This window comes from Spartinivicinus poritis, assembly GCF_028858535.1.
GTDB lineage: Bacteria > Pseudomonadota > Gammaproteobacteria > Pseudomonadales > Zooshikellaceae > Spartinivicinus > Spartinivicinus poritis.
Genome location: NZ_JAPMOU010000025.1, coordinates 82,719 through 94,255 on the forward strand (window position 1 = coordinate 82,719; position 11,537 = coordinate 94,255).

An 11,537-nucleotide genomic window follows, 5' to 3' on the forward strand; every position below is an offset into this window, starting at 1 on the left:
TTACTAATCAATCACCAGGTTGCCGCTGGCTAGCAGGCTATCAAGGATAGCTTGGTTGTCCAATAGCATTTGAATTTATTGGGGTACCGCTTTGCTGAGTTGTCATGAGAAATTGACCTCCTACCAAACGGCTAAAAGAACTGGCAGTAGCATAATCAAATAAAGTTGATGAGGTTCGCAATTGTACTAAGGTACGTATCACTTAAATGCCGTGTCGTATTTTTATTAAAGGGTTCATAAAACACCTGTTAGAGCGAATTACTCGTTGTTTTTTTGAACGATTAATTAAGCAAGGGAGGGGAGAAGACTGGGAAAAAATAGATAAGTTTATGATTGTGCTATGGCAAGTGAGCTAATAAATAAGACAGTTGATGGATAAAAAATGCTTTAGTAAAAAAATAAAGTGCTGCTTAAATTTTAAACCGACCAACCACAGCTTGTAGCTGATTGGCTAACCCTTCAACCTCATTACTTTTACTCAGGGTTTCTTTAGATCGCTCGACAGTTTCCTCTGCAACCACAGAAATATTAACAATATTTTCGTTAATTTCGCTAATTACCTGACTTTGCTCTTGAGAGGCTTCAGCAATATGGGAGTTCATTTCGGTAATGGTATTAACGGCATCTAGAATTTTAGCAATGGCACTACCGGCTTCGGTTACTTTTTCTACGCCGCTATTCGCATGATGCTCTAGGTTCACGATTCCTTTTTCAACCGTTTCGCTACAAGAGCGTAGGTTTAAAATACTTTGGTGAATTTCGTCGGTAGACTCATTGGTTTTTTGAGCCAAGGTACGAACTTCATCTGCAACAACGGCAAAGCCTCGTCCAGCTTCACCAGCGCGTGCTGCTTCTATTGCTGCATTTAATGCTAGTAAATTGGTTTGCTCGGAAATACTTTTAATAACATCCAAAACCGTACCAATATTTTCCCCTTCAGTAATTAATTGTTGCGTGGCATGAGTAACAGCAGTGATTTCATCAGCCAATGATTGAATCGCATTAACTGCTTGGCTAACCACATGGGTACCCTCGGATGCTTTATTGTTGGCATCTTGTGCAGACTCTGAAGCAGAGTTAGCGTTGTCTGCTACTGAACTGATGGATTGAGACATTTCTGAGGTAGCGGTGGCGACCATGTCAATTTTTGTTTGTTGGCTTAAAATACCTTCAGTTTGTTCATTGATAATGTTGCCACTGTCTTGAGAAGAAGACAGCAGTTGTACGGAAACATGACTTAACTCGCGGATAATTTCTTGTAATTTGGCAACGAATGCATTAAACCCTTGGGCAAGCTCACTCACCTCTGTGGCACTGCGGGTTTCCAGGCGTTGAGTTAAGTCACCGCCACCACCGGCGATATCGTTAATTGCATCAGTGACATTGCGTAAAGGTGTGACCACAATACGGCTCACGATAATCATGATTAATCCAGCAATGAGAATATCTAAAACCACACCTTGAACAACTTGAATAATCAGGTTTTCCCGTAATTTGGCTTTAACGAAAGAATCGTCAATATACATCACGACCGTGCCTACATTTTGTTGATCACCGTCATCATCAAAAATAAGCTCTTTTTCAATCGTTGATGAAACTTTTGCTGGGGGGGCTTTAGCTTTAATTATTTTTTTATGATCGGCTTCATCTCTGCCATACAGGGCTAATACATCACTTTTGGATTTCACCTGAATACCAGCAATGAACTTGGCTGCTTGCATTTCAGAGATAACATTACTGTTAATAAACTCAGGCTCATAGTTCCAGATAGGACCAGGTAAGCTGACGCTGAGTCGTTTAGTTGCATTGGCGGCTTGAGTGGTTAACTCTTCTTCCAGGCCGCTTTTAGTAATGCTGTAGTTGTAGTAGCCAAAAGCAAACAGCACGATAGAAACAATGGCTATAAACAACAAAATAAAGCGGGCACGTATACTTTGCGGAATCATAGAACTACCTGGTACTCGTTGCAGCCTGTTAATCAAGCTTTGTTATTACTGTCACTCCAAAACGGTAAGTAAAATACCGTTCTTCATAGCCGAACCCGTCCCAGCTATGAGCTTAATTCTCAGTCTAGTACAGCTTGCCAAGGATGGAAGCAAAAGCGAAAAAATGCTGTCATATCCACTGGTTATTTGTTTGAAATATAATTACTTTTTAGTAATTAATAATACTGAGTTATTTCATAAAGATAACTTATAACAATAAGCAAAATTGCTTGCTTATGGGGGGCTTAGCATGGCTAAAATAGGTAGTACAAACTTGGTTTGCCTAGATATCCAACTCGTTGTGCTCAAGGTAGCTTTTTATAAACTGTTGATGACGCTTTTCTATTTCAGTGAACTGTAAGCCAATATAAAAGTTGTTATTTCGCATGGTGACATGTCGAACCAAAGCCCGTGCATAAATAACCGATCTGTATTTATCGTACCTTGCTCTTATCATTAAGGCGATAGGCTTATTCTTATTAACATTAAGGCTGGACCCCACTAGTGCGCCTTGCTCTGAAATGTTAAGAATCTGTACTGGAATAACAGCATCTTTTACTTTCAGTGCGGCATTCCATGTGGTTTTTTTACGGGGAGCACGGTTGTCTTTATTAAATAGAAAACTATCCATAAAACATCCTACTAACAGGGTAATTGCTAGCTGATACACTGCCTGACGGGCTCTTGCACTGTGTTGGTTTGTTTGTAAAGGCAACCAGCCTTACATTGCACAAGCCGTCTTGTTCAAGACCCCGTCAGCTTGCGCAGAGGCCATAAACAATTATTAGAGGTGCCCTTAATATAACAACTTGCGGCTAGCGCGTCTGTTAAGAAAATATGATGAGGGTTGTTAGGTTAGCAGCAGTTAACCCTTTCAATGTTTTGATTTGAAAGGGCTTATTAGCAAAGGTTGTTAAGAACGGGCTGACTGGGTGCGTTGGGTGATACCCATTAACTTATAAGTCAGTAAAGAAGCTGCAAAGTCATAGGCATGGAAGCCTTCGATAGGTGCAAACTCCATAATATCGAAGCCAATAATCTCACGTTGTTTAGCCACTGACTCAAATAAATGTAGGGTTTGATACCAGTCTAAGCCGCCAGGGACCGGTGTGCCTGTTGAGGGGAATACAGAAGGGTCCATGCCATCAATATCCAAAGTAAAAAATACTTTGCTGGGGAAGTCAGCAGGTAGCTCAATGGCTTGAATGTTTTGCGGTACCAGCTCATCTGCATCTTGAAAATAGACGCCATGCTGTTGACGTACTGCCATTTCTTCTTCACAAAAAGCGCGAATACCTAACTGGTAGAGAGGAATCCCCATATCCACACAGCGTTTCATGACAGAGGCATGACTGAGTGGGTCTCCTTCATAAGCATCGCGCAAATCTGCATGGGCATCAATTTGCACAATACCAAAGTCATCAAACCCAGCGGCTTTTAAGCCCTTAATTACGCCGTAGGTGACGGTGTGTTCACCACCCAGTACAACAGGCATTGCCCCTTGTTTAACAATATGGGCTGTCGCTGCAGCTATATTATCAACGACCTGCTCTGGGGATACTGAACAATCAACTGGCTCGCAAGTATAAATCCCTTGCTCACAGGGTTTGCTTTTGCCATCCCATTCCTCCAATTGCCAAGATGCTTTTAAAATCGCAGAAGGGCCTAAACAGGTGCCTCCGCCATAGGAAACGGTTTTTTCATAGGGGACGGGTAGTACATGAAAATAAGCTTGCTCGGGGGCAGGCTGGTCAATTTCAGAGCCTAGAAAAATAGGGTAATCACTGGTTGGTTCACTCATTACTAATCACTCACAACTACTTCTTACGACAAACGATTTTTAAAGTCTTCGTAACCAAAGGTTTTGACAACTTTCAGCTCATCCGTTTGCGAATTCCACACCGCTAAAGCCGGCAACTTAGTGCCATTAAAAGTGGTGGTTTTGACCATGGTGTAGTGGGCCATATCTTCAAACAGTAACCGCTGTCCCACCGTCAACGGCTCGACAAAGCTGTAGTCACTAATCACATCACCCGCTAGGCAGGTGAGACCACCCAAACGATAAGTATGAGCAAACTCATTGGCTTCACCGGCACCTAAAATATCCGGGCGATAGGGCATTTCGAGTGTATCAGGCATATGGCAGGTAGCGGAGGTATCTAGAATGGCTTGGTTTAGTTGGTTCCAAGTAATATCCAGCACTTCACAGCTTAATACCCCGGTACCGATTGCTACAGCCTCACCGGGCTCTAGATATACCTGCACATCGTACTTTTGGCTAAAGGCGTTAATCCGCTCAACCAATTTATCGACTTGGTAATCCGGGCGGGTAATATGGTGGCCACCACCAAAGTTAACCCACTCCATCTTTGCTAATAAATGACCAAATTTGGCTTCCACAACATCTAGAGTACGAGCCAGTGGACTGAAGTCTTGTTCACAAAGAGTATGGAAATGTAGACCACTGATGCCGTCTAAACTGGACTCATCTAACTCAGATAGTGGAATCCCCAGCCGAGAGCCAGGTGCACAGGGATCATAAATCGGCACGCTCCCTTCTGAATGCGCTGGATTAATCCGTAAACCGAATTGCAGCTCAGGTCGTTTGGCTTTTGCTGCCTGAATCAATGGTTGAAAACGCTGCCACTGACCACAGGAGTTAAAAATAATGTGGTGAGCAAACGCTAATAGCTCAGCTAAATCCGCCTCGCTATAGGCAGCTGAAAACACATGAACTTCACCACCATATTCCTCATGGCCTAAGCGTGCTTCATGTAAGCCGCTGGCACAGGTACCACTTAAGTACTTTGCGGTTAGCGGTGCCAGGTTCCACATGGAAAAAGCTTTGAGTGCAGCTAAAATTTTAGCCCCACTCTGATCGGCCACCTGTTTCAGAATGGCCAAATTTCGCTCGACAGCCACTTCATCCACTACAAAGCAAGGGGAGGGAAGACGGCTTAAATCCAATTGACTGAAGTCAGTAAACTGCATGGCTAATTGATCCAGTCTGGTGTTTAGTGGTCCAGGTTAAAGTTATCTAATTCGATCACCTTCCAAGGTAAGCCGTGCTGATTCATATCCGCCAAGAATGGATCAGGATCAAACTGTTCCATATTCCAGACCCCAGGTTTCAACCACTTGCCTTCCAGCATCATTTTGGCACCAATCATAGCCGGTACCCCAGTGGTGTAAGAAATGGCTTGGGATTTAACTTCCTGGTAGCAGGCTTGATGATCACAAATATTATAGATGTAGACCACTTTTTCTTTGCCATCTTTGATACCACGAGCCACACAGCCAATACAGGTTTTACCTTTGGTGCGAGGGCCAAGGCTAGATGGGTCAGGCAGTAATTTAGCCAATAGTTGAATAGGCACGATCTGTTGGCCATTGTACTCAATTGGTTCAATGCTGGTCATGCCCACATTACCTAGTACTTCTAAATGCTTGAGGTAGTTGTCAGAGAAGCTCATCCAAAACTGTGCCCGCTTTAATGTGGGGATGTGTTTGGCCAATGACTCTAACTCTTCGTGATACATGCGATAGATGTCGTATTCACCAACCCCTTCTGGGCAAGTAAAGCGGGCTTTTTTCGACATAGCGGGCGTGGTAACAAACTCACCATTTTCCCAGTGACGGCATTCGGCTGTCACTTCGCGGATATTAATTTCAGGGCTGAAGTTAGTAGCAAAAGGATAGCCATGGTCGCCACCATTAACATCAATGATGTCCAGTTCATGGATTTCATCAAGATAATGCTTAGCCAAATACGCAGTAAACACATTAGTAGCACCTGGATCAAAACCACTACCTAGTAGTGCGGTTAAGCCTGCTTTTTCAAACTTTTCTTGATAAGCCCACTGCCACTTGTATTCAAACTTAGCTGTATCCAATGGCTCGTAGTTGGCTGTATCCAGATAATGAACACCCGCTTCTAAACAGGCATCCATAATGGTTAAATCTTGGTAAGGAAGCGCAACGTTAATGACCAGGGTTGGCTTTTCTTGTTTTAATAATGCTACCAGTTCTGGCACATTATCCGCATCAACCTGAGCCGTCTTAATTGGGCGATCTAATTGGGCTGCAATTGCCTTACATTTTGCTTCCGTACGACTAGCTAAGGTAATTTCTGTAAATACTTCAGGTAATTGCGCACATTTATGGGTGACGACACCACCCACACCACCAGCACCAATAATTAACACTTTTGACATGTTTGTTCTTCCTCTAACGTATATGAGTAATACTCAACTTGTCGGGATTATTCTTTTTAAAGGATTATCACAAAAATAAATGGGTATGGGGTAATGGGATGTTATGTAGCGAAGGCATGGATGCCTTTTTAACTCATGATGGGCCATGGAGGGCCCTTCATGAGTGGCGAAATAATATCCTATTACTCCATATACTCAAAAAACTTTCCTTAACCTTTTTAAGCGGTAATTAACGTTCAAAGTAGGTATAGCCCTGTAGGCTCTCCCGAAAAGCTTTTAAAATCTGTTGACGCATGGTCACCGTAATCTTGCCTTCACGTACCGCTGCTTCTGCATTTCGCCGCAGTTGCTCTTGCATGCTTTTAGGATCGTATTCCACATAGCTAAGCACATCAGCAATGCTGTCGCCGTGAAACTCACGAACAAAACTATAACTGCCATCTAGGTTAACCCGGACACTCACCACATTCGTATCGCCAAATAAATTATGTAAATCGCCCAGGGTTTCCTGGTAAGCACCCACTAAAAACACCCCTAAATAATATTCTTCATTCGCTCGTAAGGGATGTAATGGCAGTGTTGAGCGAACCCCATCAGGTGTCGTGAATTGATCTATTTTACCATCACAATCACAAGTTATATCCGCTAAGATCGCTTCACGAGTAGGCTCTTCATCAAGGCGATGGATTGGCATAATCGGAAATGTCTGGTCAATGGCCCAAATATCCGGTAGCGATTGGAATAAACTAAAGTTGCCATAATAAATATCGGATAATAATGTGGGCAGGTTTTCCAGCTCGGAGGGAAACCTTTCAACCTGTGGTAACAGTAGCGCAATTTCCTCAAAAATAGCTAAGGCGATATTCTCTGCTAAGGCACGCTCACGTAGGTTAATCTGGCCTCGGCGAAATAGCTCTCGTACCTCATCCCGATAATACAAGCAGTCGTTATAACTCTCTTGTAGTTTTTTGACTTGAACGTTGTCTTTTACATACCAAAGATTTTGTAATTGCTCATGGCTGTTTTCGGGCAGTGACTCAGGCAAATTGGTTGGCTTATGGTCCCGTACATCCAGGATGTTAAATAACAGCATCGACGAGTAAGCGACAGTGGCACGACCAGACTCAGTAATAATGACAGGGTGTTCAATATTTAAGGGGTCTAGATTTTCCCGAATGGTTTCTACAATATCTACACAATATTCATCCAGTTGATAGTTCATACTGTGGGTACTGTTAGAACAGGAGCCTTCATAGTCAACCGCTAAACCTCCACCCATATCCAAAAAGCCCATCGGCGCACCTTCTGCAACCAAGCCACTGTAGTAACGGCAGGCTTCCAGCACTCCACTCCGGATGTTACGAATATTAGGGATTTGCGAGCCTATATGGCAATGGAGTAATTGAAGACAATGCAGCATGTTGGCGGCTTTTAGCTGCTCAACGATATCTAGCAGCGCTGCAGTAGATAAGCCAAAAATAGAACGATCGCCACTGTCTTGCTCCCAATGTCCCTCAACTGCCACTGACAGCCTGATTCGCACCCCAATTAAGGGCTCAATGCCCAGTGCTTGGCTCTGTTTAATAATGATCGGCAGCTCTGCCGGGGTTTCTACTACAAAAAACGTACGAATACCCATTTGCTTGGCATAAAGGCCCAGCTCGATGAACTCCGCATCTTTATAGCCATTACACACAATAAAACTGTCGTGATCTTTTAGTTGGGAGAGGGCAATAATTAATTCCGCTTTACTACCTGCCTCAAGGCCATGGTGAAAACTACCGCCAAAGGTAGCAATTTCTTCAATAACGTGGCACTGCTGATTAACTTTAATTGGAAAGACACCACGATAATGGTTACGGTATCCACACTCTTTAATGGCGCGGGCAAAAGCTTCATTTAGCTGTTTAATTCGATGATCCAACAGGTTCTCAATACGCAGCACTGCGGGCATTTCCAGCCCTCGCTCTTGCATACCCTTAACAATATCGATAATGGGGACAGATACCTGCTTGCCACTGCCATTGAAGTCGACAGTGACTACCGCATCACCGTTATCAGATACATCAAAATAGCCAGCCCCCCAGTGGCTGGTACCGTACAACTGGGCGCTGTCTTGAACAGTCCACTCCGATGTATTGCGGGTTGGCTCGTTGGTGTTGGCTTTCCCAGTTGAGTCGTTAATATACGGCATCATTAATCGAACCCCAGGAGCTGTTGATATTTTCAGCAGAGGTGTTGTTGCGTTTGAAACAATATCGTTCAGGAAGCATCAACAGCCTCAAATCTGATGGCGAAATAAATTGCGCATTTTCTACATCTTACCCCCTTAGGGGAAGTATTATTTTTATTTTTTGTCATTGAAGAATAGTTGAATACTCATATTGTTTGATTAAGGAGCAGGAGAGTTAAATAAATAACGCTGATAGATTGATTGGCTGCAGCGTTTAAGCCAAAAAGTAATCAGCACGGTTACGATGAGTGCAAAGGCCAGTCGTAACCAAAGTACACCTGAAATATGCGCACCCAACAGCATGATTAACAAAGTGTCTTCTATTACGCTGTGAAATAGACCAAGAAAGCTCATTGCAGCAAAAATATCCTGTTTAGTTAGCTCACCAGTTTTTGCCTCTTTGATTAATAAACCACCACCATAGCTTAAACCAAGGGTAATCCCCACAATAATAATAGAGGTGGCTTTGGCGCTAATGCCTAAACAACGCAAGAGAGGGGTTAATAGCCAGATCAATAAGCGTTCGATATGCAACAGTTTGAGCACTTTCAATAAGGTCAATAGCGCACTGATAATGACAACAACCATCCCCAGGCTCTGAAGAAAACTGAATAGCCAGGCGGAGAAGCTGGTATCGGTTTGGGTGGGTTGCCAGATCAACTGGTTAGGCTGCTGTAGCCAGTCACCGTAGTGGAATGTTTGCTGTAACAGCCAACCAAATAATAAAGCTCCGCCAATCCGTAGTAATAAGGTAAAAGCAATCCGTACACCTGCCAGTTGAGCCACTCTGGCTTCAATGGGAAGGGAGTGGGCAATCAGCAACATACCACCCAGTACAGTCACGTCGGCGACAGTGAAAGCTTGATGTTGAGCCTCTAAGAAAAATACCAGCATTCCGGTATAGAGGTTGGTGAGTAACGTGGTTGCCCAAACCAACCCCATTGATTCAGGCAGTCCTACCCAATCCATCAAGGGAGTGAGTAGGTAGCTAAGATATTCAGTGCCACCCAGCTCATCTAATAGTTTTACCAGTAACGTAATGGGAATCATGACTTTAAATAGCGTGCTGGTGACTTCGTAGATTTCTGCTACCAGCTCCTTAATAAAGGGAAAGACAGAGGCTTTAACCATTTCAACTCCTAACTTCTGATACGGTTACTTGAAGGTGGAGGTAAATGATAGCTGATCACTATGAAATAAAAGTAGAAATACAATCAGCAAAATATAATATAATTTTTTATTTTAGTTATAATATTTAATTATATATTGAATAGATTATAAATTATAAAATAAAATTTCTTTATGTTTTGTTGGTTTTTTGCTCATAAATACGTGGCTATGAAATGAATGACTTGGGATTAGATCAAATTGATCGTCGAATTCTCAACTTGCTGCAGCAAGACAGTAGTATCAGTAATGTGGTCTTGGCGGATCAGGTAGGGTTATCACCACCAGCCTGTTTGAGGCGAGTGAATCGATTGCGAGAGATTGGCGTGATTTGTGCTGAGGTCGCCTTATTAGACCCAAAGAAGGTTGGCTATCAGCTGAATATTATTGTAGAAGTTGAACTTGAACGAGACCGACCGGATTTGTACGATCAATTCAGGCGCAAGGTGCTGGATGCCCAAGAAGTCACCCAATGCTATCAAGTGACAGGTGAAGTGGATTTTATCTTGATTGTTGTTGTACCTGATATGCAAGCCTATGAAGCCTTTATTCAGCGGGTACTGTATACCGAAACCAATATGCGGAAATTTCGTTCACTGATTTCATTGCACAGGGATAAGTTCGAAACGGCAGTTGTGGTTTGAAATAACGCTTTTTATCAAGTGTTGCTGTTGCTTTATTGATCGAAGTAGTTGGCTGTGAAGTAGCAATCCTTGGTTTCCAAACAAGAGGCTTGGTTTTAAGCGTTGACTAAAACACGCTGCATTCCAGAGAATGCCTTAGGAAGTGGAATCCTGTGAAATGCTATATTATGTGGGTAATTCGTTGATCTTAATATACTCAGTTGACTCTGGGAGGTCCTGTAATCCTGTTATCAGAAAGCTTGGTTTTAAAAAATACGCACTGAGCTTTGATTTTGGAACCCAACGAAAAATCAACTCAACATTTTCTTCTATGCTACTGAAATCAAGCTCTGAATTGATCATAGGCTCTTCATCGAGTGATACTAAAAAGTAGTTTGCTACCTCGTGAAACTGCTTACCACTGAGCTCGAAGAAGTTTTCCGCATACCACAAATGCCGCTTTACTGTTGATTTAACACCTAACTCTTCTTCTAGCTCTCTAAGAACTGTGTTTTCAGACGTTTCAAAAAATTCCACCCGCCCGCCAGGCAAAGTCCAAAAATCATCAGCAACTGCTTTATGTAATAAAATATGATCTGAATGAATTACAACGGCAACACTTCGAAAGTTAAATCTATTATTACCTATATCAAAGCGTAGCATTTACTCTTCCCATACATAATTATTGGTGAACGTGACGTTGATGAATAATAACCGAATATATGGTAACCAGGTTCTACATTTGTTACTAGACCAATACTACACTCAATGTGAATGATTTTTATACTCGAAAAATTAACATTTTTTAGTTTAACGGTGTACAAAAACTTTATGTGTTGTTTATGGTAATCAATCAGACTAACCCATGGAAGTTTTGAATATGTTACAGGAATAGTTGATCAGACTTTTAAAATGACATTGAAAAACGGACTATAATTAAACTCAGAATGTACATCATCAATAAATACTTCTTCTAGTTGATATTGATAGAGGTTGAAGCCGATGCATGTCGCTACCTGTGAAAAGTGTGACCAAAAATATTATTGGTATGAAACCAGTGCTAACCTTGAAGGATGTAAAGATAGTGAATATATCATTTGTCCCTATTGTTATCACGAAAAGCAAGGCCCGTGGGTGACAAGTGGATATTTTATGACAGAGCCTTTGGTAAGTAATTTAGGACGTTATCAGTAAAAGAGGTGACAATTAAAGTTTGTAAAAATCTAGGTGATTGGTAGCAGCCCTTTCAAGGTGATTTTTTAGCCGCTTTTAAAAGCCTTGCTGTTGAAATATGGGGCTGGATTTTTATTTGTTT

At 42.3% G+C, this 11,537-nt stretch carries 10 protein-coding genes; 2 read left to right on the forward strand and 8 right to left on the reverse strand.

Annotation, left to right across the window (positions count from 1 at the left end):
• Window positions 1-206: 206 nt before the first annotated feature.
• Entirely contained in the window at window positions 207-356 is a 150-nt protein-coding gene (locus tag ORQ98_RS18155; RefSeq protein ID WP_274690227.1) for a hypothetical protein, read from the forward strand.
• Between the two features lie 54 nt (window positions 357-410).
• On the opposite strand, the gene ORQ98_RS18160 is transcribed toward ORQ98_RS18155, so the two are convergent.
• The 7 genes from ORQ98_RS18160 to ORQ98_RS18190 all read right to left on the reverse strand — a co-directional run bounded on the left by ORQ98_RS18160 (window position 411) and on the right by ORQ98_RS18190 (window position 9,563).
• A complete protein-coding gene (locus ORQ98_RS18160; RefSeq protein WP_274690228.1) occupies window positions 411-1,946 on the reverse strand; it encodes a methyl-accepting chemotaxis protein in 1,536 nt (511 codons plus the stop codon).
• Window positions 1,947-2,268: 322 nt separating this feature from the next.
• Window positions 2,269-2,616, reverse strand: coding sequence for a PilZ domain-containing protein (locus tag ORQ98_RS18165; protein ID WP_274690229.1), 348 nt, complete (start codon window positions 2,614-2,616; stop codon window positions 2,269-2,271).
• 282 nt (window positions 2,617-2,898) lie between these two features.
• Entirely contained in the window at window positions 2,899-3,786 is an 888-nt protein-coding gene (gene speB, locus ORQ98_RS18170) for an agmatinase (RefSeq protein WP_274690230.1), read from the reverse strand.
• A 23-nt stretch (window positions 3,787-3,809) separates the two neighbouring features.
• A complete protein-coding gene (gene nspC / locus ORQ98_RS18175; protein WP_274690231.1) occupies window positions 3,810-4,976 on the reverse strand; it encodes a carboxynorspermidine decarboxylase in 1,167 nt (388 codons plus the stop codon).
• 23 nt (window positions 4,977-4,999) lie between these two features.
• Window positions 5,000-6,199 (reverse strand): saccharopine dehydrogenase family protein, encoded by a 1,200-nt coding sequence (locus ORQ98_RS18180; RefSeq protein WP_274690232.1) that lies wholly within the window; start codon window positions 6,197-6,199, stop codon window positions 5,000-5,002.
• A 229-nt stretch (window positions 6,200-6,428) separates the two neighbouring features.
• On the reverse strand, window positions 6,429-8,396 hold the full coding sequence (gene speA / locus ORQ98_RS18185) for a biosynthetic arginine decarboxylase (protein ID WP_274690233.1): 1,968 nt from the start codon (window positions 8,394-8,396) through the stop codon (window positions 6,429-6,431).
• A gap of 195 nt (window positions 8,397-8,591) precedes the next feature.
• A complete protein-coding gene (locus ORQ98_RS18190) occupies window positions 8,592-9,563 on the reverse strand; it encodes a hypothetical protein (protein WP_274690234.1) in 972 nt (323 codons plus the stop codon).
• A 212-nt stretch (window positions 9,564-9,775) separates the two neighbouring features.
• Here ORQ98_RS18190 and ORQ98_RS18195 point away from each other — a divergent pair, with 212 nt between their 5' ends.
• On the forward strand, window positions 9,776-10,243 hold the full coding sequence (locus tag ORQ98_RS18195) for an Lrp/AsnC family transcriptional regulator (RefSeq protein ID WP_274690235.1): 468 nt from the start codon (window positions 9,776-9,778) through the stop codon (window positions 10,241-10,243).
• Window positions 10,244-10,408: 165 nt separating this feature from the next.
• On the opposite strand, the gene ORQ98_RS18200 is transcribed toward ORQ98_RS18195, so the two are convergent.
• Window positions 10,409-10,885 carry an NUDIX hydrolase gene (locus ORQ98_RS18200; RefSeq protein ID WP_274690236.1) on the reverse strand — a complete coding sequence of 159 codons (477 nt, stop codon included), beginning with the start codon at window positions 10,883-10,885 and terminating at the stop codon, window positions 10,409-10,411.
• Between the last annotated feature and the right edge of the window lie 652 nt (window positions 10,886-11,537).